The sequence below is a fragment of the Microbacterium sp. NPDC057407 genome (assembly GCF_042803895.1).
Lineage (GTDB): Bacteria > Actinomycetota > Actinomycetes > Actinomycetales > Microbacteriaceae > Microbacterium.
Genome location: NZ_JBHVCA010000002.1, coordinates 372,950 through 396,049, shown reverse-complemented (window position 1 = coordinate 396,049; position 23,100 = coordinate 372,950). Strand labels below are relative to the sequence as shown.

Annotated in this window: 24 protein-coding genes; 15 read left to right on the top strand and 9 right to left on the bottom strand. The window is 68.1% G+C overall.

Annotation, left to right across the window (positions count from 1 at the left end; genetic code table 11):
• Positions 1-190: 190 nt before the first annotated feature.
• The 3 genes from ACFUTX_RS06740 to ACFUTX_RS06730 all read right to left on the bottom strand — a co-directional run bounded on the left by ACFUTX_RS06740 (position 191) and on the right by ACFUTX_RS06730 (position 1,935).
• The gene (locus tag ACFUTX_RS06740; RefSeq protein WP_378861751.1) at positions 191-742 is read right to left on the bottom strand and encodes a hypothetical protein; all 552 of its coding nucleotides are present in this window, start codon (positions 740-742) and stop codon (positions 191-193) included.
• A gap of 27 nt (positions 743-769) precedes the next feature.
• Complete coding sequence (locus tag ACFUTX_RS06735) at positions 770-964, bottom strand: helix-turn-helix domain-containing protein (RefSeq protein ID WP_378861748.1); 195 nt, start codon at positions 962-964, stop codon at positions 770-772.
• 137 nt (positions 965-1,101) lie between these two features.
• Complete coding sequence (locus ACFUTX_RS06730; RefSeq protein WP_378861745.1) at positions 1,102-1,935, bottom strand: tyrosine-type recombinase/integrase; 834 nt, start codon at positions 1,933-1,935, stop codon at positions 1,102-1,104.
• A gap of 765 nt (positions 1,936-2,700) precedes the next feature.
• Between ACFUTX_RS06730 and ACFUTX_RS06725 the strand changes: the two genes are divergently transcribed.
• Positions 2,701-2,979, top strand: coding sequence for a GlsB/YeaQ/YmgE family stress response membrane protein (locus ACFUTX_RS06725; RefSeq protein WP_378861743.1), 279 nt, complete (start codon positions 2,701-2,703; stop codon positions 2,977-2,979).
• Positions 2,980-3,074: 95 nt separating this feature from the next.
• Here ACFUTX_RS06725 and ACFUTX_RS06720 read toward each other — a convergent pair whose 3' ends face one another.
• Positions 3,075-3,287 (bottom strand): KTSC domain-containing protein, encoded by a 213-nt coding sequence (locus ACFUTX_RS06720; protein WP_378861740.1) that lies wholly within the window; start codon positions 3,285-3,287, stop codon positions 3,075-3,077.
• A gap of 235 nt (positions 3,288-3,522) precedes the next feature.
• On the opposite strand from ACFUTX_RS06720, the gene thrS reads away from it, so the two are divergent.
• Together thrS and ACFUTX_RS06710 are read left to right on the top strand one after the other, a co-directional pair.
• The gene (gene thrS, locus ACFUTX_RS06715; protein WP_378861737.1) at positions 3,523-5,532 is read left to right on the top strand and encodes a threonine--tRNA ligase; all 2,010 of its coding nucleotides are present in this window, start codon (positions 3,523-3,525) and stop codon (positions 5,530-5,532) included.
• The gene (locus ACFUTX_RS06710) at positions 5,529-6,071 is read left to right on the top strand and encodes an HIT family protein (RefSeq protein ID WP_378861734.1); all 543 of its coding nucleotides are present in this window, start codon (positions 5,529-5,531) and stop codon (positions 6,069-6,071) included. Before thrS ends, ACFUTX_RS06710 begins: the two co-directional genes overlap by 4 nt.
• A gap of 38 nt (positions 6,072-6,109) precedes the next feature.
• Here the strand turns inward: ACFUTX_RS06710 and pdxY are convergent, their stop codons facing one another.
• Positions 6,110-6,961 (bottom strand): pyridoxal kinase PdxY, encoded by an 852-nt coding sequence (gene pdxY / locus ACFUTX_RS06705; RefSeq protein WP_378861731.1) that lies wholly within the window; start codon positions 6,959-6,961, stop codon positions 6,110-6,112.
• 7 nt (positions 6,962-6,968) lie between these two features.
• A complete protein-coding gene (locus ACFUTX_RS06700) occupies positions 6,969-8,306 on the bottom strand; it encodes an aminotransferase class I/II-fold pyridoxal phosphate-dependent enzyme (RefSeq protein WP_378861728.1) in 1,338 nt (445 codons plus the stop codon).
• A 114-nt stretch (positions 8,307-8,420) separates the two neighbouring features.
• On the opposite strand from ACFUTX_RS06700, the gene pdxS reads away from it, so the two are divergent.
• From pdxS to ACFUTX_RS06645, 11 genes are all read left to right on the top strand, one after another.
• Entirely contained in the window at positions 8,421-9,311 is an 891-nt protein-coding gene (gene pdxS / locus ACFUTX_RS06695; RefSeq protein ID WP_378861726.1) for a pyridoxal 5'-phosphate synthase lyase subunit PdxS, read from the top strand.
• An 11-nt stretch (positions 9,312-9,322) separates the two neighbouring features.
• Positions 9,323-9,919 (top strand): pyridoxal 5'-phosphate synthase glutaminase subunit PdxT, encoded by a 597-nt coding sequence (pdxT, locus tag ACFUTX_RS06690; protein WP_378861723.1) that lies wholly within the window; start codon positions 9,323-9,325, stop codon positions 9,917-9,919.
• Between the two features lie 30 nt (positions 9,920-9,949).
• On the top strand, positions 9,950-10,483 hold the full coding sequence (locus ACFUTX_RS06685; protein WP_378861720.1) for a DUF1697 domain-containing protein: 534 nt from the start codon (positions 9,950-9,952) through the stop codon (positions 10,481-10,483).
• A gap of 114 nt (positions 10,484-10,597) precedes the next feature.
• The gene (locus tag ACFUTX_RS06680) at positions 10,598-11,356 is read left to right on the top strand and encodes a YebC/PmpR family DNA-binding transcriptional regulator (protein ID WP_378861717.1); all 759 of its coding nucleotides are present in this window, start codon (positions 10,598-10,600) and stop codon (positions 11,354-11,356) included.
• 55 nt (positions 11,357-11,411) lie between these two features.
• Positions 11,412-11,990, top strand: coding sequence for a crossover junction endodeoxyribonuclease RuvC (ruvC, locus tag ACFUTX_RS06675; RefSeq protein WP_378861714.1), 579 nt, complete (start codon positions 11,412-11,414; stop codon positions 11,988-11,990).
• 46 nt (positions 11,991-12,036) lie between these two features.
• Entirely contained in the window at positions 12,037-12,657 is a 621-nt protein-coding gene (ruvA, locus tag ACFUTX_RS06670) for a Holliday junction branch migration protein RuvA (protein ID WP_378861711.1), read from the top strand.
• The gene (gene ruvB, locus ACFUTX_RS06665) at positions 12,650-13,678 is read left to right on the top strand and encodes a Holliday junction branch migration DNA helicase RuvB (protein ID WP_378861708.1); all 1,029 of its coding nucleotides are present in this window, start codon (positions 12,650-12,652) and stop codon (positions 13,676-13,678) included. Before ruvA ends, ruvB begins: the two co-directional genes overlap by 8 nt.
• Positions 13,679-13,761: 83 nt before the next feature.
• Positions 13,762-14,193, top strand: a complete 432-nt coding sequence (gene yajC / locus ACFUTX_RS06660; protein ID WP_378861705.1) for a preprotein translocase subunit YajC — start codon at positions 13,762-13,764, stop codon at positions 14,191-14,193.
• 42 nt (positions 14,194-14,235) lie between these two features.
• The gene (gene secD / locus ACFUTX_RS06655; RefSeq protein ID WP_378861702.1) at positions 14,236-15,975 is read left to right on the top strand and encodes a protein translocase subunit SecD; all 1,740 of its coding nucleotides are present in this window, start codon (positions 14,236-14,238) and stop codon (positions 15,973-15,975) included.
• Positions 15,975-16,964, top strand: a complete 990-nt coding sequence (gene secF / locus ACFUTX_RS06650) for a protein translocase subunit SecF (protein WP_378861699.1) — start codon at positions 15,975-15,977, stop codon at positions 16,962-16,964. The genes secD and secF overlap by 1 nt, the downstream gene beginning before the upstream one ends.
• 54 nt (positions 16,965-17,018) lie before the next feature.
• A complete protein-coding gene (locus ACFUTX_RS06645) occupies positions 17,019-19,268 on the top strand; it encodes a RelA/SpoT family protein (RefSeq protein ID WP_378861696.1) in 2,250 nt (749 codons plus the stop codon).
• Here the strand turns inward: ACFUTX_RS06645 and ACFUTX_RS06640 are convergent.
• From ACFUTX_RS06640 to ACFUTX_RS06630, 3 genes are all read right to left on the bottom strand, one after another.
• Positions 19,255-19,812, bottom strand: coding sequence for a hypothetical protein (locus ACFUTX_RS06640; protein ID WP_378861693.1), 558 nt, complete (start codon positions 19,810-19,812; stop codon positions 19,255-19,257). The genes ACFUTX_RS06645 and ACFUTX_RS06640 overlap by 14 nt on opposite strands.
• Positions 19,813-19,888: 76 nt before the next feature.
• Entirely contained in the window at positions 19,889-21,166 is a 1,278-nt protein-coding gene (locus tag ACFUTX_RS06635) for a DUF349 domain-containing protein (RefSeq protein WP_378861690.1), read from the bottom strand.
• A 97-nt stretch (positions 21,167-21,263) separates the two neighbouring features.
• On the bottom strand, positions 21,264-21,572 hold the full coding sequence (locus tag ACFUTX_RS06630; protein ID WP_378861687.1) for a dioxygenase: 309 nt from the start codon (positions 21,570-21,572) through the stop codon (positions 21,264-21,266).
• A 167-nt stretch (positions 21,573-21,739) separates the two neighbouring features.
• On the opposite strand from ACFUTX_RS06630, the gene ACFUTX_RS06625 reads away from it, so the two are divergent.
• Positions 21,740-23,020, top strand: coding sequence for a replication-associated recombination protein A (locus tag ACFUTX_RS06625; protein WP_378862869.1), 1,281 nt, complete (start codon positions 21,740-21,742; stop codon positions 23,018-23,020).
• Positions 23,021-23,100: the final 80 nt, after the last annotated feature.

Genomic DNA, 23,100 nt, shown 5'->3' with positions numbered 1-23,100 from the left:
GCCGGATAACAGTAGTAGTGCCGCCAGGCCAGCGGCCGCATCGGTGTTGTCGCGCCTCGCGCGCCGTGAACGTCGGTTACTCATTTCGGCGATCTCCTTCGGACTAGCTCGCTGCTTATGTTGGGGGCGGAGTGAGTGCGCTCCGGCCCTGTCGAGCGCGTGCGAGGCCGCACTATGCCGGGGTGGGGCGTCACTCTTCATCGCCGATCCGATGACCGAGGGCGCAATACGCGGGCGAGTCATCTAGCGGCGGGTGCCCCAAGGGGCACATGTCCGCGCTGCTCCCTTTCCCTGTCCCTTGCGGGACGGGACGGGAGGGGGTGCGGTTACTCACGCTGTCAGTCACGGAGCGTGTCCCGCTGTCTGTCACAGCGTTACGCGACTTGCAGTACCTCGGGTTGCACTCAGAGTGGTCGCCACCTTTGTGCTTGCGGTGGATCCGCTGTCGTTCGGTGTTGGCCGCACGACGCGCCTTGACGTCGATGCTCTGTTCCTGGTCTACCCAGTCGACGAGGTACCCCTTGTCGTCGCGCATCCATCTGCCGGCCTCCACGAGCTCCTCAGCGAGTTGCTCGAGGTCGTTGCGGCCCGGCCAGATGTGGGGGAGCCGGCGCTCGAGGACGCGGCCGTCGGTGAGCAGGCGGTTGCACCAGACCGTCGCTTGGATGTCGAGCCGAAATGCGGCGTCAGACACGTCGAGCATTCGCTCGGTGTAGTCGTCACTCAGCCGGGACCAGGTCACGAGCGATCACCTCCGCGGGTGAAGGCGTCAGTCACCGGCCGGCCACGTCAGCGCGGCGCCCGAGCGGTCTAGCGAATGCATGTTGACTCGGATTTGCTGGCCGAACTTGCGGGCATCGACCTCGCCGCGAGAGATCATCCGTCTCACGGTCCAGACCGAAATCTGAAGGTGTTCCGCTGCTTCAGTCAGCGTTCCCCAGACGGGGGTGTCGCCGTGCGACATAGGTGCGCTCCTGCATCGATTGACAGCCACCCGAGCAGGTACTCGGGAGCGAAGTCCACTGGACGGACTCCTGCTCGTCGGGTTCCTGAGCCCTGTTGTCTCCAGATCGATTAGTTGCGAAACACTGCTAGGCGTTGCTAAGTGACACTAGGCAAGGGTTCTGACACTCCGGCGTTATCCACATGCCTGGCCATGCGCGCTGCCAGCTCGTCGTCCCGGTTACCGGAGTGTTGGTACCGCATCGCTGCTCCCATGCTCGAATGACCGAGTCGGGACATCGTTTCGCGTGGGGTCGCGCCGGCTTGGGCGTAACGTGTCCCGGCGAAGTGGCGCAGAGCGTGGAACGGCATGTCGGGTCGTCCCGCAGCGGCGCGAGCCCGGTCCCAATGCTTGTAGAACGTGGACTGGGCGAGATAACCGAACCCGTCCGCAGCCGGAAAGAGGAGCGCGTCCATCCTGTCGCCCGTGTAGTTGGCGCAGTGATGCATCACGACATCGGCGTCCGGCCCGAAGATCGCGACGACACGGATGCCTGCCTCTGACTTTGGGTCGCTGACCTTGAAGCCGTGCGCCTTTGTGTGGGTCACTGCGCGCTCAACGCGCACGCGCACAACGCGCGCTTCTCGCCCGTCCGCGGACTCCTCTATCGTCACGTCGGATCGAACCAACGCCGTTGCTTCCCCGTATCTAAGCCCGCCATTAGCGGCGAGCACGACCAGGGCGCGGTAGCGAGGCTCGATCTCATCGAGGATTGTCGAGAGTTGGTCGTCGGTAGGCGGAATGACCGGCTTCTTGGTCGAGCTCGAGGAACCTCCGCGGATCCGGCAGGGATTTGTCTTGATGAGGTCGTCGTCTACCGCAGTGTTCAGGATCCCGCGCAGCAGATCGTAGGCACGCGACGTTTGCGTGATCTTGCCTTTGCCGATCTCGGTCGCCCGCCATGTGCGAACCGCCGCCGGCGTGATCGACACCAACGGAGTTTCCGCGAAGGCTGCGAGCGGGCCTCGGAGAAGCCTCTGGTACTCCTCGACAGTGCGCGGACGCAGCTCATGGCCACGTCTTCCTGACCGTTCCCGAAGCCATACGTCAGCGTACGCGCCGAACCGCTGCACGCGGGACTCTTGTGAAGTCGCTGTCGCCGATGCCGTACGCGGTGACCAGGAGCCGGCAACGATCGCCGCGCGCTGTGTGGCCAACCACGCGTGTGCGTCCGCCTTCGCCGTATAGGTCATCGGAGCGACGTGACGCTCCCAGTCCGGTCCGACGTAGGACGCCTGGTACCGGCCGCTGGGGAGTCGTCGAATTTTTCCCCAGGCGTTCCGTGTGCGCTTGCGTGTTGCTGAGCTTGCCACGATGACCCTTTCGTGCCCTAACGTGCCCTAGTGGTTGCCACTCGGTGCACAACGTTGCTCACCGCTGACAATAGCGCGAAGGCAGACAACGCCCAGGATCACGGGGCATCGTTTGGAATACCGCGTGAATACAAGGGTGGATCGTGCGGACCTCAGACTGGTTCGATCCCAGTATCGCGCACACCAAGACCCGCGGATCTCCGCGGGTCTTTCGCTTTTCCCGCCCCATCACCCGACCGCGCGGCGCGAATATTACCGCTCCCGAAGCCTGCGCGCACCCGTCCGAGAAAAAAACCTTGATGAGGCTAGCGTCCTTGTACCGCCTCATGCGGGTGAATACCGGCCGCGGCCCCTGCGGCAGGTACGAACAAGGGAGAGGGAAACATGCTTTGGACCATCCTGGGCCTCATCATCATCGGTCTTATCGCGGGGCTCATCGCTCGTGCCGTCATCCCCGGCAAGCAGAGCATGGGCATCCTCATGACGATCGTCCTCGGAATCGTCGGCTCGTTCGTCGGCGGCTTCCTCGGATTCCTGCTCTTCGGCTCTGACCCGAACAGCGGATTCCTCCAGCCGGCCGGCATCATCGGCTCGATCATCGGCGCGATCATCGTGCTCGGACTGTACGTGCTGTTCACTCGTCGCCGCAGCGTCACGCGCTGACACGACCCGGCGTTTCCAGCACCCGGACGGGGCTGCGCGAAATCTCGCGCGGCCCCGTCTGCTGCTTCGGGCGGCGATCGAGCGCCTGCCGGCGATCAGCGTCGGTGCTCGTTCGGGTACACGTCCCGGATGTGCTCGCGGAAGAACCGCCCGGCGCTCTTCGCCGCGAGAAGAGCTCGGTGCACCGAGGGCGGCACGGCGAAGTAGCGGTAGACCTCTCCTGAGACGAACTCCAGCTCGAGCACCGCGGTGGCGGGGTCGTACCCCACCGCGGCGATCGCTCCGGAGTCGAGGGGTCGGCGTCGCACCCGGCCGAGCGTACCCTGCACATCGGCGCGCCGCAGGCGCTCCACCGAGCTCGGCCGGACCAGGTGCGGTCCTCGGTAGACTCTCGGCCATGGAACTCGTCGGATCGCACGCGGTCGCCGCCTCGACGACCGTCACGCCGACTGCCACGCGAACGCTTCACGCCTGAGCGGGCGGGACGTCGAGCGCGTCCGAAGCTGAGTAGCCTTGATCCGAGCCACTTCCAGGAGAGTTCCCGTGACTGACGACGTCCTTCCGCCTGCCGAGTCGTACCCGACCGACGGCTTCACCCTGTTCCCCGATCGGTCCGTGGTCGCGCTGCGCGTCAACGGCGAACTGAAGGACCTCGCGACGCGGGTCGAGGAATCCGACGAGGTCGAGCCCGTGACGATCGACAGCCCCGACGGACTCTCGATCCTTCGGCATTCGACCGCCCACGTGCTGGCCCAGGCGGTTCAGCGGATCAACCCGCAGGCGAATCTCGGCATCGGCCCTCCCATCACCGACGGCTTCTACTACGACTTCCAGGTGGAGCATCCCTTCACCCCCGACGACCTCAAGGCCATCGACAAGGAGATGCAGCGGATCGTCCGCGAAGGACAGCGCTTCGTGCGGCGCGTCGTGACCGATGAGGAAGCACGCGTGGAGCTCGTCGACGAGCCGTTCAAGCTGGAGCTCATCGGGCTGAAGGGCGGATCCAAGGAGGCCGCGGAGGGCGCTTCCGTCGAGGTCGGAGCCGGTGAGCTGACGATCTACGACAACGTCGACCGCGACGGCCAGACGGTGTGGAAGGACCTCTGCCGGGGCCCGCACCTGCCGAACACCCGCCTCGTCGGCAACGGCTGGGCGCTGCAGCGCATCGCAGGCGCGTATTGGCGGGGGAGCGAGAAGAATCCGCAGCTGCAGCGCATCTACGGCACCGCCTGGGCGACCAAAGACGATCTGCGGGCCTATCAGCAGCGCCTGGAGGAGGCCGCGAAGCGGGACCACCGCAAGCTCGGGCGCGAGCTCGACCTGTTCTCGTTCCCCGACGAGATCGGCTCGGGTCTGTCGGTGTGGCACCCGCGCGGGGGTGTGGTCCGCGGCGAGATGGAACAGCACGCCCGCCGGCGCCACGTCGAAGGCGGCTACACCTATGTGTATACGCCGCACATCTCGAAGCAGGATCTCTTCCTCCAGTCGAATCACCTCGTGACGTACAAGGAGGGGATGTTCCCGCCGATCCACCTCGATGAGGAGCGCGACGAGAACGGCGACATCACGAAGGCCGGCGTCGACTACTACCTCAAGCCGATGAACTGCCCGATGCACATCCTCATCTACAAGGAGCGTGCCCGGAGCTACCGCGATCTCCCCATGCGCCTCGCCGAGAACGGCACGGTCTATCGCAACGAACTGTCCGGCGCTCTCCACGGACTGACGCGGGTGCGGGGCTTCACACAGGACGACTCCCACCTGTTCGTCACCCCCGAGCAGCTCGAAGAGGAGGCGACCCGGGTCCTCGAGTTCGTGATCTCGATGCTGCGCGACTTCGGCCTCGAGGAGTTCGAGCTCGAGCTGTCGATGCGCGACGACGAGAAGGAGAAGTGGATCGGAAGCGACGAGTTCTGGGAGTACTCCACCAACGCCCTCCGCAACGTCGCGGTCGCGAGTGGCCTCAAGCTCACCGAGGTGCCGGGCGAGGCCGCCTTCTACGGTCCCAAGATCGACCTGAAGACGAAGGACGCGATCGGCCGCACGTGGCAGCTCTCCACGGTGCAGGTCGATCCGAACCTGCCTGAGCGCTTCGAGCTGGAGTACACCGATCGCGACGGGCAGAAGAAGCGTCCGATCATGATCCACCGGGCGCTGTTCGGCTCGATCGAGCGGTTCTTCGCCATCCTGCTGGAGCACTATGCCGGCGCATTCCCGGTGTGGCTCGCGCCCGTCCAGGTGGTGGGCATCCCGGTGGCGGAGGAGTACGCCGACTACCTTCACGACGTCGTTCAGCGGCTGCGCGGCGAAGGCGTCCGCGCGGAACTGGACCACAGCGACGACCGCATGCAGAAGAAGATCCGCACCCATACGACGGGCAAGGTGCCCTTGATGCTGATCGCGGGCGAGCAGGACCGCGCAGGCGGAACGGTTTCGTTCCGGTTCCGCGACGGCTCTCAGGAGAACGGCGTGCCGATCGCCGACGCGGTGCGGCGCGTCCGGGAGGCGATCATCTCCCACGCCCTGGTCAACTCGGCCGAGGACTTCGCGTGAGCGACGACGTCGAACTCGTCGATGGCCGGACGCTGGCGGGCGTCCCCGACGGATTCCAGCGACTGTGGACGCCCCACCGGATGGCGTACATCCAGGCGGGGCCCGACCCTCTGCGCGAGACGTGCCCGTTCTGCGCGGCACCCCGCAAGAGCGACGAGGATGGCCTGATCGTCGCCCGAGGGCGCACCGCGTACGCGCTCCTCAACCTCTTCCCGTACAACTCCGGGCATCTTCTGGTGTGCCCGTACCGCCACATCGCGACCTACGATCAGGCGACCGACGAAGAGGTGGCCGAGATCGGCGTTCTGACGCAGCAGGCGATGGGCGTGCTTCGCGAGGTGTCGCGCTGCGACGGCTTCAACATCGGCATGAACCAGGGGGCGGTGGCCGGCGCCGGGGTCGACGAGCACCTGCATCAGCACGTCGTGCCGCGGTGGGCGTCCGACGCGAACTTCTTCCCCATCATCGCGCGCACGAAAGCCCTCCCGCAGCTGCTCGGTGAGGTTCGCCGCGCCGTGGCGGACGCCTGGACTGTCTGACGAGCCGCCGGGAGCGGGATCCGAGATTTCCTGCCCGGTTAGCGGACCTGGCGGACTTCGAACTGCATGCGCGGATGGGCATAGGCGTCCTGCGACTCGACGAGCTGGAGTTCGCGCTCACCGGACTCGTAGGTGCGCTGGAGGAGATCGAAGACGCTCGACGTCGTCCGTGCCAGCGCGTCGGCGAGGTCGCCCGTCCGGCGGTAGTGCGCCGTGAAGAGCGCCGCCGTCACGTCGCCGGACCCGTTCGCCTTCATGGGGATGTGGGGGGTCTGCACGATCCAGGCGCCCGAGTCGTCGACGGCGAGCATTTCGATCGTGCCCTCGGGGCGCTCCGGTCGCTCGACGCTGGTGACGAGGACGGTGCGGGGACCCGTGTTGCGGATCAGATCGACCGAGGTCAGCGTCGATTCCAGAGTGTCGGGCTCGGTATCGGTCAGGAATCCGAGTTCGAACTGGTTCGGCGTGATGATGTCGGCCGCCGGAACGACGCGGTCGCGGAGCAGGACGGGAATCGCAGGTGCCACGAAGCATCCGGATCTCGCGTTGCCCATCACGGGATCGCAGGAGTATACGGCCGTCGGGTTCGCCTCCTTCACCCGGGCCACGGCGTCCAGGATGACATCGGCGATGCCTTCCCCGCCCTGGTAGCCCGAGAGGATCACATCGATCTGCGGGAAGACACCGCGATCCTCGATTCCCTGCAGAACGTCGCGCACGTCTTCCGGGCTGATGAGCGGTCCGCGCCACGCCCCGTACCCGGTGTGGTTGGAGAAGTTGACGGTGTAGACCGGGAGCACTTCGACGCCGATCCGCTGAAGCGGGAAGACGGCGGCCGAGTTCCCCACGTGGCCGAACGCGACCGCGGACTGGATGGAGAGGATCTTCACCGGTCGATCATCCCACCTCATGAAGGGCGGTCCGGCGCTGGGCCGCCGTCACCGATGCGGCGATATCGTCCGCGAGCTGTTCGGCCGCGTCCTCGTCGAGGTCGTGGATCGTGAGGCGAAGCCGCTGGGAGGTGCCCGACGGAGCGAGAGCGAACTCGTCCCCGCCGCGGGCCAGCCAACCGCGCCGCATCAGCGATTCGACGACGTCGCGCGCCCGCACGGGAAGGGGCACCCAGAGGTTGAGCCCGTCGCCGGCGCGACAGTCGAGACCCCTCGACGAGAGCCTCGCGGCGAAGGCGGCGTTCGTGCGGGCGTAGTGGTCCCCGGCGGCTTCGATCCCCTCCATCACCGATGGGTCGGACACCAAGGCGAGCGCGAGCCGCTGCAGGAGATGGCTGACCCAGGTCGTGCCCGGGGTCAAACGCATGGCCAGCCGATCGGCCGTCTCCGCATCGGATGCCGTCACGGCGAGGCACATGTCGGGACCGAGGAACTTCGACACGGAGCGGACGAGTGCCCACCGGCGATGGTGCGGACCGATCACCGAGTGATACGCGGTGCGCGACAAGAGCGAGAAGTGGTCGTCCTCGATCACCATCACATACGGGTGGTCGCGCAGAACCTCGCGCAGGTCCGCCGCGCGCTCGGCCGTCAAGCTCGCTCCGGTCGGGTTCTGCGCGCGTGGTGTGCAGACGACGGCGCGCACGCCCTCGTCGAGCGCGGCTCGAAGCCCGTCGACAGTCATCCCCTGGTCGTCGACCGGCACCGGTACGGCGCGGTACCCCCCGACACGGACGGTGTGGATGCTGGTGAGGAAGCAGGGATCCTCCAACGCCACGGCGTCGTCGCGGGTGAGGGCGCTGCCGAGGAGGCGCTCGACGGCATCGGCGGCGCCGCTGGTGACGGTCAGACGGACCTCGTCGGCCGGTGCGTCGCTCATCCATTCCCGCGCCCAGGCCTCGAGATCGGGGTCGATGACGGGTTCGCCGTACAGGACCGGTCGCCCGGCGACTCCGGCGAGCGCACGCGACATCTCCGGGATCCGCGCCGCATCCGGGTTGCCGGTTCCCACATCGCGGAGCACGGTGTCGGAGGCGAAGCCCTCCTGCGCGACGTTGGTGAAGCCGGCGACGCGAGTACCGCCGCGGCCACGGCTGACGAGGAGCCCCGCCTGGGTCAGCTGCCGGTACGCCGCGACGGCGGTGTTGCGATTGACGCCCAGGCTGTCGGCGAGCGTCCGCACGGGCGGCAGGCCATCGCCCGGGCGCAGCGAGCCCCGCTCGATGAGCCCGCGCAGGCTCGCCGCGATGTCGGCCGCCGAGCGTCCGCTGATGTCGAGCTCCATGTCCCACCCTCCGTCTGCCGGTTCCGGGTCGCCGACCATGCTATCTTTTGGCATAGGTCAATTGACCGCATTGTCATACCCCGTCCTGCGACGGGACGCCGGGAAGGAACCCTCGTGAGCGTAGTCGACACGGGAACCGGTCGCGTGAAGCGCGGCCTCGCGGAGATGCTGAAGGGCGGCGTGATCATGGACGTCGTCACCCCCGATCAGGCGAAGATCGCCGAGGACGCCGGAGCCGTCGCCGTCATGGCCCTTGAGCGGGTCCCCGCCGACATCCGCGCGCAGGGGGGCGTCTCACGCATGAGCGACCCCGACATGATCGACGGGATCATCGATGCCGTCTCGATCCCGGTCATGGCCAAGGCGCGGATCGGGCATTTCGTCGAGGCCCAGGTGCTGCAGGAGCTCGGCGTCGACTACATCGACGAATCCGAGGTGCTGTCGCCTGCCGACTACGTGAACCACATCGACAAGTGGGGCTTCACCGTGCCCTTCGTGTGCGGCGCGACGAACCTCGGCGAGGCTCTCCGTCGGATCAACGAGGGCGCGGCCATGATCCGTTCGAAGGGCGAGGCCGGCACGGGCGACGTGTCGGAGGCGACCAAGCACATCCGCAAGATCACGAGCGAGATCAACATCCTTCGGTCGATGAGCAAGGACGAGCTCTACGTTGCGGCGAAGGAGCTGCAGGCACCGTACGAGCTCGTCGCGGAAGTGGCCGCCACGGGCAAGCTGCCTGTCGTGCTCTTCGTCGCGGGTGGCGTGGCCACGCCGGCGGATGCCGCCATGATGATGCAGATGGGCGCAGACGGCGTGTTCGTGGGCTCGGGGATCTTCAAGTCCGGCAACCCGGCTCAGCGCGCCGCGGCCATCGTGAAGGCCACGACGTTCTACGACGACCCGAAGGTCATCGCGGACGTGTCGCGCGGCCTGGGCGAGGCGATGGTCGGCATCAACGTCGCCGACCTGCCGGCACCGCACCGCCTCGCCGAGCGCGGCTGGTAGACCCGCGCGCCGTGTCTGCCGATCGTCCGCACGTGGGAGTGCTCGCCCTTCAGGGCGACGTGCGCGAACACGCCCGCCTCCTCGGCGACCTGGGGGCCGAGGTGTCGCTGATCCGCCGTCCCGTGGAGCTCGCGGCCGTCGACGGGCTCGTCATCCCGGGAGGAGAGTCGAGCGTCATCGACAAGCTGGCGCGCGCCTTCGGAATGCACGAACCCATCCGTGATGCGATCGCCTCCGGTATGCCTGTCTACGGCACCTGTGCCGGGATGATCCTGCTCGCCGATCGGATCGTCGACGGCATCGAGGGCCAGCAGACCTTCGGCGGGATCGATGTCACCGTCAGGCGCAACGCCTTCGGCAGCCAGGTCGACTCGTTCGAAACCGACCTCGACGTCCCCGACCTCGGGGCGCCGCCGGTCCATGCCGTGTTCATCCGTGCGCCGGTCGTCGAGGAGGCGGGGGAGAGCGTCGAACCGCTCGCCCGGCTGGACGACGGACGCGCCGTCGCGGTGCGGCAGGGGTCGCTCATGGCGACCGCGTTCCATCCGGAGGTCACGGGCGAGCACCGATTCCACGCGGCGTTCCTCGACATGGTGCGGGCGGCCTGAGCGTCGCCGTCGCCCTGGGATACTGGCCCCATGACGACCTGGGTGGCACTCCTGCGGGGCGTGAACGTCGGAGGCATCACGGTCCGCAGCGCCGACCTCGCGTCGCTGTTCACGACGATGGGCTTCACCGGAGTGCGGACGGTCCTCGCCAGCGGGAACGTCGTCTTCGACGCACCGCACGACCCCGCCGAGCGCCCGCGACTCAAGGCGGCCATCGAGAGTGAGCTGCGCGCCCAGTTCGACTACGACGCGTGGATCGTCCTCGTCACCCTCGGCGAACTCGCCGACGCCGCGGACGCCTTCCCGTTCGATGCGTCCGACGCCCGCCGTCAGCCGTGGGTGGTGTTCTGCGCGGACGCCGAGACCCGCGCCGCCCTGCTCGCGGCGACGGAGGGGATGGATGCTTCCGCCGACCCGGTCGCGGAAGGTCCGGGGGTCGTCTACTGGAACCCGGTGAAGGGCACCACGGTGTCGACGCCGTTCGCGAAGGTGCTGGAGAAGGCCGCCTACCGGTCCCGCACGACCAACCGGAACCTCCGCACCCTGCGCCGCATCGTCGGCTGACCGCCGCCGGGCGTCGCGGCGGGCTCGGGTTTAGAATGGTCAGCCGGCGGAGACGCCGAACCGCGGTGCACCGCTGAGCGCGCAGTCGCCGCCGACGAGCTGATCAGGAGAAGTATGTCCGGGCATTCCAAGTGGGCGACCACGAAGCACAAGAAGGCCGTCATCGACGCCCGTCGTGCGAAGTCGTGGGCGAAGCTCATCAAGAACATCGAGGTCGCCGCCAAGCTGGGCGGCCCGGATCTGCAGGGAAACCCCACCCTGTTCGACGCCGTGCTCAAGGCGAAGAAGACCTCGGTCCCCAAGGACAACATCGACCGGGCGATCAAGCGCGGCGCCGGGATCGGCGGCGAGTCCGTCGAGTACTCCTCGATCATGTACGAGGGATACGGCCCCAACGGCGTCGCCCTCATGATCGAGTGCCTCACTGACAACAAGAACCGCGCCGCCGCCGAAGTCAGGACGGCTCTCACGCGCAACGGCGGCACCCTGGCCGACCCCGGCAGCGTGGCCTACAACTTCAGCCGGAAGGGCGTGATCGTTGTCTCCGGCGAGGGCACGACCGAGGACGACGTCATGATGGCGGTGCTGGAGGCCGGCGCCGAGGAGGTGGAACCCCACTCGCAGGGGTTCGAGGTGATCACCGAGGCGACCGACCTCGTCACGGTGCGCAGCGCGCTGCAGGACGCCGGCATCGAGTACGAGTCCGCTGACGTCGAGTTCGTGCCCAACCTCAAGGTGGAGATCGACGCGGAGACCGCTCGCAAGGTCTTCCGCCTCATCGACGCGCTCGAGGACAGCGACGACGTCCAGAACGTGTTCAGCAACTTCGACCTCACCGCCGAGGTTCAGGCCGAGCTCGAAGACGACGAGTAACCAGGGCCCGGTGCGCCTCCGGCGCCGACCGCCACCACCGGCCTAGCGTGTCCCTGTGGCACTTCCGCGATCTCGACCATCCGCAGTCCGGGTGCTCGGCGTCGACCCCGGCCTCACGCGGTGCGGTGTCGGGGTCGTGGATGTGGCGCAGGATCGGTCTGCGCGGCTTGTTCACGTCGGCGTGGTGCGTTCGGACCCGGGTGCTCCGATCGAGGAACGGCTCGCCCTGATCGCCGCGGGTCTGCGTGCGGTGATCGTCGAGCACGGACCCCAGGTGGTGGCCGTCGAGCGGGTCTTCGCGCAGCACAATCGCCAGACGGTCATGGGGACGGCGCAAGCCAGCGGCATCGCCCTGCTCGTAGCCGGTGAGCACGGGCTTCCCGCCGCCACCCACACCCCGTCCGAGGTCAAAGCCGCGGTCACCGGGTACGGATCCGCCGACAAACGGCAGGTCCAGGCAATGGTCGCCCGCATCCTGCGGCTCGATGAGGTGCCCCAGCCCGCGGATGCCGCGGACGCGCTCGCCCTCGCTCTCTGCCATGCCTGGCGAACCGGCGCGCGGGGGGCGGCATCCGCTCCTCTCACCCCCGCTCAGCGCGCATGGCAGGACGCGGAGCGGCTCGCGCGCCGCTGAGCGTGTCGCTCGAACAAACGTCCGAAGCGCGACGTAGGCTCGCCTCATGATCTCGTCAGTCCGCGGCACCGTCGTGCACGTCGAACAGGACTCCGTCGTCGTCGAGGTCGGGGGAGTAGGGCTGTCGATCGCGGTCACCCCGCAGGTGGCGCGATCCGCTCACGTCGGCCAGTCGATCCTGCTCCATACGAGCCTGATCGTCCGCGAGGACGCCCTTTCGCTCTTCGGCTTCGAAGAGCGAGACGAACTCGTCGTGTTCACCCAGCTCCTCGGCGTCACCGGCGTGGGGCCCAAGTCCGCCCTGGGGGTGCTGGCCACCCTGACGGTGTCCCAGATCGCCGACGCCGTCGGCGGCGACGACGACGCCCCCTTCCGGCGGGTGTCCGGGATCGGCCCGAAGACCGCGAAGCTCATCGTGGTGCAGCTGGCGGGAAAGGTCGTCGCCTCGCGCCCCGCGTCAGTAGGACGGCCGGATGCCGCCCCCGATGTCGCGGCGCAGGTCGTTCAGGCCCTCGTCGGGCTGGGCTGGTCGGAACGGATCGCCGCCGACGCCGTCGAGAACGTCGGTCACGGTGCGAGCGACGTCGACCGGGCGTCGGTGCCCGCGCTGCTGCGGCTCACGCTCGCGGAACTCGGGCCCGCCCGCAAGGAGCCCGTCAATGGATGACCTGCGAGACGCCGCCGAGCCTGAGGACGAGACCGAGCTCGCGATCGAGGGCGCGCTGCGTCCTACGTCGCTCGCCGAGTTCGTCGGTCAGCAGAAGGTGCGGGGCCAGCTCCAGCTTCTCCTCGACGCCGCACGCATCCAGCAGCGGCCGGCCGACCACATCCTTCTGTCCGGACCTCCCGGGCTGGGCAAGACGACGCTGGCCATGATCGTCGCCCACGAGAGCGAGCGGCCGCTCCGGCTCTCGAGCGGGCCCGCCATCCAGCACGCGGGCGATCTCGCTGCGCTGCTGTCGAGCCTGACCCCCGGCGAAGTGCTCTTCATCGACGAGGTTCACCGTATGGCGCGCTCCGCCGAGGAGATGCTCTACCTCGCGATGGAGGATTTCCGCATCGACATCATGGTCGGCAAGGGCGCCGGTGCGACGAGCATCCCGCTCGACCTCGCACCGTTCACTCTCGTCGGAGCCACGACCCGCTCGGGACTGCTGCCGAATCCGCTACGCGACCGGTTCGGGTTCACCGCGCACCTCGAGTACTACGAACCCGAAGAGCTCGAGCAGGTCGTGCAGCGCTCCGCACTGATGCTCGGCGTGTCCCTGCCGCCGTCGGCTCGGTCCGAGATCGCCCGCCGCTCGCGCGGGACGCCGCGCATCGCGAACCGCCTGCTGCGCCGTGTCCGGGACTACCTGGTCGTCCACGGCGACGGGCGCGACGCCGACACAGTCATCGTCGATGCGGCACTCGACCTCTACGACGTCGACGCGATCGGGCTGGACCGCCTCGACCGAGCCGTGCTCGACGCACTCGTGCGTCGCTTCCGAGGCGGGCCCGTCGGTCTCAGCACACTGGCCGTGGCGGTAGGAGAGGAGCCCGAGACCATCGAATCGGTCGTCGAGCCGTACCTCGTCCGGATCGGGTTCATGGGGCGGACGCCGCGCGGGCGCGTCGCCACACCGGAGGCCTATGCGCACCTGGGCGCTCGTGCCTCCGAATCGGTGCTCGACTTCGATGACCTATAATCGCTGGAGGCTTTCGCCCGCCCCTCTCCTCCCAGGCAGTGCCGCCCTGGCGCGCGCCTGATCCGAAAGGTCATGTCACCTTCATGAACGAGTTCTTCACCAACTACGGCCTCATCATCCTGCTGGTCGTGCTCCTGATCTTCATGTTCTGGAGCTCGCGCCGACGGATGGCGAAGCAGAAGCTCGAGCAGGAGGAGCGGGCACGTCAGACCGTCCCGGGCGCGGAGGTGCTGCTCCAGGGCGGGCTCTACGGAACGATCGTGTCCTACGACCCGGAGAACCTCGACCAGCCCGCCGTCGTCGAGATCGCCCCGGGTGTCGACATCAAGGTCCACAGCCAGGCCATCCTTCGCATCGTCACGCCAACGGCCGATGAGCTGGCCGACGAGGCCGTCCTTGCCGAGCCGACCTTCACCTCGACCACCGACACCGTCGGTCACGCCACCGCGGCCGGCGACGACGCTGTCGACCCGGCAGACCCCGACGCCGAGCCCGGCACCAAGCCCAAGGCCTGATCTTCCGGCCCTTACGGGCTCACCTCGCAGAAAGCGGAATCCGTGGCGACTCCCACCCCTGTCCGGCATGCGTGGCGCGCGCTGACCGGCCTTCTCGTGATCACGGCCCTTCTGGCCGCTATCAACGCGCTCGGTGTGTACGTCTTCCAGCAGAGCTCGTGGACGCCCGACCTCGCGCTCGACCTCCAGGGCGGCACCCAGATCGTGCTCGAGGCGCAGACCGAGGACGGCGCCGCTCCGTCCGAGGAGCAGATGACCCAGGCGGTGACGATCATCCGCCAGCGCGTCGACGCGTCCGGTGTCGGCGAGGCCGACGTCACGACCCAGGCAGGCAATCAGATCGTCGTCCAGATCCCCGGCCAGGCCGACGAGGAGACGCGGAACCGCATCGAGGCGTCTGCCCAGCTCCAGCTGCGCGCGGTGCTCTACACCGGAGACCCGGCCACCTCTTTCGTCGGCGAAGACGGCAACGAGACCCCGTATCCGACGCCGGATCCCACGCTTCAGGCCACGCCGACCGCGGAACCGACGAACGGCAGCGACCTCAACTGGGTCACGCCCGCACTCCAGGCGGAATTCCTCGCGTACGACTGCGCCGATTCAGCCAACGACCCGGCCAACGCGCCGACCGACGAGCCGCTCATCACGTGCGATGCGGACGGCACGACGAAGTACATCCTCGGGCCCGTCGAGCTCGACGGCTCCTCGATCGACGATGCCACCTTCGGCATGCAGCAGAACAACGGGCTGTGGGCCGTGAACCTCCGATTCGACGACGAGGGCACCACGATCTTCGGCGAGATCAGCCAGCGCCTCTACGGCGCGGATCCGCCGCTCAACCAGTTCGCCTTCGTGCTGGACGGGTACGTCCTGTCGGCACCGTCGATGAATGCCGTCATCCTGGGCGGCGACCCGAGCATCACCGGCAGCTTCACGCAGGAGAGCGCCAAGGTGCTCGCGGACCAGCTCAAGTACGGCGCCCTGCCGCTGTCCTTCACCGTGGAGAGCTCGAACTCGATCTCGGCGACGCTGGGATCGCAGCAGCTCCAGATCGGCCTCATCGCGGGCCTCATCGGCCTCGCGCTGGTGGCCCTGTACTCGCTCATCGTGTACCGCGCCCTCGGATTCGTGATCATCGCGTCCCTCGCGGTGATGGCGGTGCTGACCTACCTCACGCTGTGCATCCTCGCGTGGCGCATGGGCTTCCGCCTCTCGCTCGCCGGCGTCGCCGGCCTCATCGTCACGATCGGCTTCACCGCGGACTCCTTCATCGTCTACTTCGAACGGATCCGCGACGAGCTTCGTGACGGAAAGTCGATCACCGGCGCCGTCGAAGACGGCTGGGGTCGCGCGAAGCGGACGATCTACATCTCCAAGTCGATCAACATCCTTGCGGCCGTGGTGCTCTACATCCTCGCCGACGCCACGGTGAAGGGCTTCGCCTTCACACTGGGCCTCACCACCGCGATCGACGTCCTGATCTTCATCCTGTTCACGCACCCCGTGATGCAGCTTCTCGCGCGCACCCGCTTCTTCGGCGGCGGACACCCGCTCTCCGGGCTCGACCCGACCGCACTCGGCGCCGTGTACCGCGGCCGCGCGCAGTTCCGCGAGCCGGTCGCGGCCACGGCGAGCACGGCGGCCGGCCGTCGTGCGGTGAAGTCGAGGGGCGAGGCGGTCCGCAGGCAGACGATCGCCGAGCGGAAGCAGGCGGAGCTTGCGGCGGCTGCAGGCACCGAGAGCTCGAAACCGGGAACGACCGTCAAGGAGGGAGACGACTGATGCGCTCCATGAGCCAGTTCGGAAACGACCTCTACACGGGCAAGACCTCGTTCCCCTTCGTCGGCCGCCGCCGCCTGTGGTTCCTCATCGCCGCGATCCTCGTCCTGGGGTCGGCGCTGGTGCCGCTGTTCCGGCCGATTCAGTTCTCGATCGAGTTCACGGGCGGGTCCCAGTTCACGGTCAACAATGTGCAGACCACCGACCAGGACATCGCGACCGATGCGGTGCACTCCGTGGTCCCGGATGCCACCACCAAGGTCGTGACCATCGGCGACAACGCCGTGCGGGTCCAGACCGATCAGATGACCGATGCGGAGAGCAGGGAGGTGTCGGCGGCCCTCGCCGAGGCCTACGGCGTTCCGGTCAGTGAAGTCAGCTCGTCGTTCATCGGCCCCAGCTGGGGCGCGGACGTCACCCGCCAGTCGCTGTGGGGCCTCGCGATCTTCCTCGCGCTGACCTTCATCATCCTGGCGCTCTACTTCCGCACCTGGAAGATGTCCGTGTCGGCGATCATCGGCCTCGTGGACGTGCTGGTCATCACGATCGGCGTCTATGCGCTCTTCGGCTTCGAGATCTCGCCGGCCGCGGTGATCGGCTTCCTGACGATCCTTTCGTACGCGCTCTACGACACCACCGTCGTCTTCGACAAGATCCGCGAGAACACGAGCGAAGACGGCGAAGTGTCGGGTCGCACCTTCGGCGAGTCGGTGAACCTCGCGGTCAACCAGACGCTCGTGCGGTCGATCAACACGACGGTCGTGGCCATCCTCCCGACGGGGGCGATCCTCTTCATCGGTGCGCTGTGGCTCGGCGCTCAGACGCTGACGGACCTGTCGCTCTCGATCTTCGTGGGGACGATCGTCGCCGCCTACTCGACGATCTTCGTCGCGGCGCCGCTCTACTCCCTGCTCCGTGAGAACGAGCCCGCCATCAAGGCGCGCGATACGCGGGTCCTGGCGGCGCGCGAGCTCGCGGGCACCCCGGTCTGAGCCCCGTCATCGCGGGCGTAGGATGGTGAGTTCCACCGGAGGGGAGGGTTTCGCATGACCGAGACCGTTCCACCCGCCCAGACGTCGTCGCTGCGTCGCCTTGTTCCTCGCATCTTCTCGCGCTCCGCCCGGCGTGACGATGTCGAGCAGCTCCTCCGCACGGTGCGCACGCACCATCCGAAGGGCGACCTGTCGATCATCGAGCGCGCCTATGCGGTAGCCGACCGAGCCCACGCGGGTCAGACCCGTCAGAGCGGCGAGCCGTACATCACGCACCCTCTCGCCGTCGCACAGATCCTCGCCGACCTCGGACTGGGACCGAAGGCGATCGCCGCGGCGCTGCTGCACGACACCGTGGAAGACACGGGGTACGCGCTCGACACTCTCGCTGCGGAGTTCGGCGACGAGGTCGCGATGCTCGTCGACGGTGTGACGAAGCTCGACAAGGTCAAGTACGGCGAGAGCGCACAGGCCGAGACGGTCCGCAAGATGATCGTCGCGATGTCGCGCGACATCCGCGTCCTCCTCATCAAACTCGCCGACCGCCTGCACAACGCGCGCACGTGGGGTTTCGTGCCGCCCGAGAAGGCGCGCAAGAAGGCGACGGAGACGCTGGAGATCTACGCTCCGCTGGCTCACCGGCTGGGCATCCAGGCCATCAAGTCGGAGCTCGAGGACCTGTCCTTCGCGGTGCTCCACCCGAAGCTCTACGCCGAGATCGAGAGTCTCGTCAAGCAGCGCACCCCCCAGCGCGAGCAGTACGTCCAGAACGTCATCGACGCGGTGGACTCCGATCTGCGAGAACTCCGCATCCGTGGCCGGGTCATGGGGCGGCCCAAGCAGCTGTACTCGGTCTATCAGAAGATGGTGGTGCGGGGTCGCGAATTCGACGACATCTACGACCTGATCGGCATCCGCGTCCTCGTCGGCAGTGTGCGCGACTGCTATGCCGTGCTCGGGGCCATCCATGCCCGATGGACCCCGTTGCCGGGCCGGTTCAAGGACTACATCGCGACGCCCAAGTTCAATCTCTACCAGTCGCTGCACACCACGGTCATCGGACCGGGTGGTCGCACCGTCGAGATCCAGATCCGCACGAACGAGATGCACCAGCAGGCCGAGTACGGTGTGGCGGCCCACTGGAAGTACAAGGAGCGGATGAACGGCGGCAAGACCGACGCGAAAGCCGTCGATGCCGACATGGCATGGCTCGCGCACATCTCCGACTGGCAGGCCGAGACCGCTGACCCCGGCGAGTTCCTCGACTCGCTGCGATTCGAGATCGGCGCGAAAGAGGTCTACGTCTTCACGCCCAAGGGCCGCGTGATCGGCCTGCCCGCCGGCGCGACCCCCGTCGACTTCGCGTACGCGGTGCACACCGAGGTCGGCCATCGCACGATGGGCGCGAAGGTCAACGGTCGGCTCGTGCCGCTGGAGACCGAGCTGAAGAGCGGCGACGTCGTCGAGGTCTTCACCTCCAAGAATCCGGATGCCGGCCCCAGCCAGGACTGGCTCGGATTCGTCCGGAGCACGCGCGCGCGGAACAAGATCCGCGGCTGGTTCACCAAAGAGCGCCGCGAGGAGGCGATCGAGCAGGGCAAGGAGGCCATCGCCCGCGCCATGCGGCGACAGAACCTGCCGTTGCAGCGTCTGATGAGCCAGGACTCGTTCACCGAGGTGGCGCATCAGCTGCGATACGAGGACGTGTCGGCGCTCTACGCTGCCGTCGGCGAAGGCCATGTCTCGACCCAGTCGGTGATCGAGAAGGTCACCGCGCTGGTGAGCGCAAATGACACCTCCACCGGGCCGATCGAGCTGCCCGGCGTCGGTCGGTCCCGTCAGCCGCGCAATGGCGACTCGGGTGTCCTCGTGCGCGGCGCGCCCGACATCCTCGTCAAGCTCGCCAAATGCTGCACCCCGGTGCCGGGCGACCAGATCATGGGCTTCGTCACTCGGGGAAGCGGTGTCTCGGTGCACAGGGCCGACTGCACGAACGTGAAGTCTCTGATGGCGGATCCCGAACGCCTCATCGATGTCGAGTGGGCACCGACGACCAAGAGCGTGTTCCTCGTGCAGATCCAGGTCGAAGCGCTCGACCGCTCCGGCCTGCTGAGCGATGTGACCCGGGTGCTGAGCGAGCACCACGTCAACATCCTCTCGGCATCCGTATCGACCTCCAGCGACCGGCTCGCACTCAGCAGGTTCGTCTTCGAGATGGGCGACATCGTTCACCTCGACCGGGTGCTCAACGCCGTTCGACGGATCGACGCGGTCTACGACGTGTACCGCGTCACCTCGTCCTGAGCGACGCCGGCCCCGCCTGCAGCTGGCGGAGAAGAGCGAGGGCGGCGCGCTTGTGGGGGAGCGCCCCCGATTCGAGACGGGCGATGGCCTCGACGGCCAGACATTCATCGGATTCGGACAGCATCCGGGCCGCCCGCGCGTGGTCCGGTTCGTCGGTGCGGCTCAGATCCATCAGCGTCCGCACGGGAGTCGTCACCCACACACCGCCGATCGACTGGAGGTCGCCGGGATCCACGGCGAGGTCCCGGTAGACGAGATGGCGCGCCGGGAATCGGTTCAGCCGCCTCGGCACGGCTCGCTGCACGGTGTGGCGGGTGGGGGGATCGGGGATCACCCCATGCACCCAGGCGGCGCTGAGATGCGTGGCGGCCAGCGTGTCACCGAGGAGCACGGTGAGCGAACCCGCGCGCAGACCTCGCGTCTCGACGGCGTCTGCCGGGATGTACGCCTCACCGAGTTCGACGACGTCGCCGTCCAGCCGCGCGGCCGTCAGCTCGGCGAGGGAGAGCCTGTCATCGACGAAGTAGAGAAAGGGCGAGGCCATAGCGGCAGTGTGCCGCACGAGACACGTCGGACCGGTGCATCCCCGTCACGCTGTGGACAACCGACCGGCCGCTCGGTCACCCGCCGAGGGCGCGAAGCCAGGAGCGGCGGGCTTCAAGAGCCTCCGTCGCCTCGGCCACCGCTTTCTTGTCGCCGGACTTCTTCGCGGCTTCGAGCTCGTCTTCGAGCTTCTGGATGGCGTCCGTGAGCTGCCGCGTCATGTCGTTCGCGCGAGCCTTCGTCTCAGGGTTGTTGCGCTTCCAGTCGGCGTCTTCTCGGGTGCGCAGCGCCTGTTCGATCTTGCGTAGGTCGTCATCGAGCGAACGCTCGGCGTCTCGCGGGAAGATGCGGCCCACGTCGTCCCACCGGCGCTGGATGCCGGTGAGGAGCGCGCGCGCCTTGCCGAGATCCCTCTCGTCGGCGACCGCCTTGGCTTCGTCGAGCAGAGCGCGCTTGGCGTCGATCTTCTCGCGCGAAGCCTCGGCATCCGCTGCTTCACGCTCGCCGCGCGCGGCATACAGGGCGTCGCCGGCCGCCTTGAACCGCGCCCACAGGGCGTCGTCGACCTTCTTGCCTGCGCGGCCCGCCGTCTTCCACTGGTCGAGCAGCTCGCGGTAGGCGGGGATGCCGTCCTCGCCCTTCGGCGCGAGAGCCTCGGCCTTCTCGACGAGCCGCGTCTTGCGCTCACGAACGCCCTTGTGGGCCTCGTCGAGCTCGGCATAGAACTCGCGGCGGTGCTTGTCCACGGTCGAACGGGCATCACGGAATCGCTTCCAGAGCTGCTGCGCCGTCGATTTCGGGAGTCGGGGACCGTTCTGCTGGTGCGACTGCCACTGCTCGAAGAGGTCGTTGAGCTCCGCCGTCGCCTGCTTCCACTGCACCGAGCGGGGGTCGCGCGCAGCCAGAGCCTCCGCCTTCTCGACGATCTCGGTGCGCGCACGGACGGCCTCGTCGACGGCTTCGCGAGCCGCCGCCGCCTCGGTCTCGGACGCCGCCGCAAGGGTCTCGGTGAGGGCCGTCACGCGGGCCTCGAGGCTGGCCAGGTCGCCCACGGCGGCCGCGCCGTCGAGCTTGGCCGACACTGCCCGCGCGGCGGATCGGAGGTCCGATGCCGACGCTCCACCGCGACGATGCCGCACCTCGAGGAGGGTGACCTCGCTCGCGAGGTCGGCGTACTTGCGCTCGAAGTAGGCCAAGGCCTCTTCGGGGGAGCCGTCGGGGAACTGCCCGACGACGCGCCAGCTCTCTCCTTCACGAACGGACACGGTGCCGTCGTCGTCGACTCGCCCCCATGGCTGGCTGGAAGCGGTGTCGGAACCGACGGACTCGGGAGTGGGGTCTGCTGCGGCAGTCACGGGATGCACCTCATCGCGGCTCGCGCCGCCTGTGGGGGATGGACGGCCCCCAGCCTAGTACGCCCGTCCCGCCGCCTCGGAGGAACTCCGCGCCCCGTCAGGGCGTGGGGCTGACGGTCGGGGTCGGGGACGGAGTGGTGCTCGGCGTGGGCGTGGGCCCCGGGGTCGAGATCGACGTCGTCGGCGTAGGCGTCGGAGACGGCTCCGGCGCTCCCGGCCCGGCGACGAAGTACGCGGTCTGAACGGCGATGACGCCCGCGAGCAGAAGCCCGCCCACGATGCCGGCGACGAGGTTGTCACGCCTCCGCCTGCGGGCCAAGCCGTTCTGGAAGTCCTGGCGCGCCTGGTACAGCCGTGCCCGCTCACGCGCCTCGCGCTCGCTGCGTCCCTTGCCGACGTTCGCCACGGAACCTCCTCCGCTCCGGGTCTCCGCCCGGGCCGGGATGATCCTACGTGCGCGGATGCGTGACCGGCAAAAGCGCGCTCGCGCCCGACGTCGCAGGCCGCGACTACCCTGGACCGGTGACCAGTCCGACCGCGCTCTTCCAGGGGCAGACGCCTCTGGCGGTGCGGATGCGTCCGACGTCGCTCGACGAGGTGGCCGGTCAGTCGCACCTGCTTCGCCCCGGGTCGCCGCTCGTGACGCTCTCGAATCCGGATGCCGCGGCCCGGTCCGCCTCGTCCGTCATCCTCTGGGGGCCGCCGGGTACCGGCAAGACCACGCTCGCGCAGGCGATCGCGAGGTCCTCGGGTCGGCGTTTCGTCGAGCTGTCCGCGGTGACCGCCGGAGTCCGCGACGTGCGAGAGGTGATGCAGGAGGCGCTGACGCAGCGCGATCTGTACGACCAGTCGACCATCCTGTTCCTCGATGAGATCCACCGCTTCACCAAAGCGCAGCAGGACGCGCTCCTCCCGGGCGTCGAGAACGGGTGGGTCGTGCTCATCGCCGCGACGACCGAGAACCCGTCCTTCTCCGTCATCTCCCCGCTCCTGTCGAGGTCGCTGCTTCTGACGCTGAAGCCGCTCACCGATGACGACCTCGGGGTGCTCATCGATCGTGCCGTGGCCGACGCCCGAGGCCTCGCCGGCGCGGTCGACCTCCAGGACGACGCGCGCGAGGCTCTCATCCGGCTGTCGTCGGGCGACGCACGGCGCGCCCTGACCGCCCTCGAGGCAGCGGCGTCCTTCGCGCCCGGCGACGGTGGTCAGGCGAAGCCGCGCATCAGCGCCGAGCACGTGGCACAGGCCGTCGACCGCGCTCTGCTGCGGTACGACCGGCAGGGTGACGAGCACTACGACGTCATCAGCGCGTTCATCAAGTCCATCCGAGGCTCCGACGTCGATGCCGCCATGCACTACCTCGCCCGCATGATCGAAGCCGGCGAAGATCCCCGCTTCATCGCTCGGCGCCTGATCATCTCGGCCGCCGAAGACATCGGCCTCGCCGACCCGCAGGCCCTTCCGCTCGCCGTGGCCGCCGCGGAGGCGGTGCAGCTGATCGGCATGCCCGAGGGTCGCATCCCGCTCGCCGAAGCCACGGCCTACCTCGCCACGACGGCCAAGTCGAACGCCGCCTACCTCGCGGTGGACGCGGCGATCGCCGATGTGCGCGCGGGTGGGTTCGGCCGGGTCCCCGTCCATCTTCGCGACGCGCACTATGCCGGTGCGAAGCGGCTCGGCCATGGCAAGGGGTACGTGTACCCGCACGACTCCGACCTGGGGGTCGCAACCCAGCAGTACCTGCCAGACGAGTTGCGCGGCCGGCGCTACTACGAGCCGAAGGCTCTCGGCGCGGAGCGCGAAGTCCAGGCACGGCTGGAGAAGATCCGCCGGATCCTGGACGGGGAGCGCTAGATCACCGACGATCGCGCCTCTGGTAGACTTGATCGGCTCGAGACCGAGTTTTCGGGCATCCCCACCTCCTTTCACAACCT

Excerpts from the sequence above, each read along its gene's own strand:
- ACFUTX_RS06735 (WP_378861748.1), bottom strand. The coding sequence starts at position 964 with ATGTCGCACGGCGACACCCCCGTCTGGGGAACGCTGACTGAAGCAGCG.
- ACFUTX_RS06725 (WP_378861743.1), top strand. The coding sequence starts at position 2,701 with ATGCTTTGGACCATCCTGGGCCTCATCATCATCGGTCTTATCGCGGGG.
- ACFUTX_RS06700 (WP_378861728.1), bottom strand. The coding sequence starts at position 8,306 with ATGGAGCTCGACATCAGCGGACGCTCGGCGGCCGACATCGCGGCGAGC.
- ACFUTX_RS06685 (WP_378861720.1), top strand. The coding sequence starts at position 9,950 with ATGACGACCTGGGTGGCACTCCTGCGGGGCGTGAACGTCGGAGGCATC.
- ACFUTX_RS06680 (WP_378861717.1), top strand. The coding sequence starts at position 10,598 with ATGTCCGGGCATTCCAAGTGGGCGACCACGAAGCACAAGAAGGCCGTC.
- ruvA (WP_378861711.1), top strand. The coding sequence starts at position 12,037 with ATGATCTCGTCAGTCCGCGGCACCGTCGTGCACGTCGAACAGGACTCC.
- ruvB (WP_378861708.1), top strand. The coding sequence starts at position 12,650 with ATGGATGACCTGCGAGACGCCGCCGAGCCTGAGGACGAGACCGAGCTC.
- yajC (WP_378861705.1), top strand. The coding sequence starts at position 13,762 with ATGAACGAGTTCTTCACCAACTACGGCCTCATCATCCTGCTGGTCGTG.
- secF (WP_378861699.1), top strand. The coding sequence starts at position 15,975 with ATGCGCTCCATGAGCCAGTTCGGAAACGACCTCTACACGGGCAAGACC.
- ACFUTX_RS06645 (WP_378861696.1), top strand. The coding sequence starts at position 17,019 with ATGACCGAGACCGTTCCACCCGCCCAGACGTCGTCGCTGCGTCGCCTT.
- ACFUTX_RS06640 (WP_378861693.1), bottom strand. The coding sequence starts at position 19,812 with ATGGCCTCGCCCTTTCTCTACTTCGTCGATGACAGGCTCTCCCTCGCC.
- ACFUTX_RS06625 (WP_378862869.1), top strand. The coding sequence starts at position 21,740 with ATGCGTCCGACGTCGCTCGACGAGGTGGCCGGTCAGTCGCACCTGCTT.